The sequence below is a fragment of the Priestia sp. SIMBA_032 genome, from assembly GCF_046535215.1.
Taxonomy (GTDB): Bacteria; Bacillota; Bacilli; order Bacillales; family Bacillaceae_H; genus Priestia; species Priestia aryabhattai.
This window is the reverse complement of sequence record NZ_JAWRXD010001185.1, coordinates 1-251: the sequence shown is the minus strand read 5'-3', so window position 1 is coordinate 251 and position 251 is coordinate 1. Positions and strand designations below refer to the sequence as shown.

The window sequence follows — 251 nt, the reverse complement described above, 5'->3', positions numbered from 1 at the left end:
AGCGCGACATGCGTCGCCGCCGCCGCGACCAGCAGCACCGTGCCCGGCCACGCGCGCCAGGGCGCGATGCTCAGGAACAGCAGCGCGTTCATCGCCTCGACCGAGATCAGCCCGGCGACGTGATTGAGCAGATGGCCCAGGACGAAGGCGAGCAGGACGAGCCCGCTGATCAGTCGGAGTCGGGTCGTCATCACGGCCCTTTGGCATGGCCGGGTCGGCGGGATACGATACCCGCACCCGACCGGCCGGAA

At 70.1% G+C, this 251-nt stretch carries 1 pseudogene; it reads right to left on the bottom strand.

Annotation, left to right across the window (positions count from 1 at the left end):
* A pseudogene (locus tag SB717_RS38050) lies at window positions 1–191 on the bottom strand (adenylate/guanylate cyclase domain-containing protein); the annotation flags it as partial.
* Window positions 192–251 lie beyond the last annotated feature (60 nt).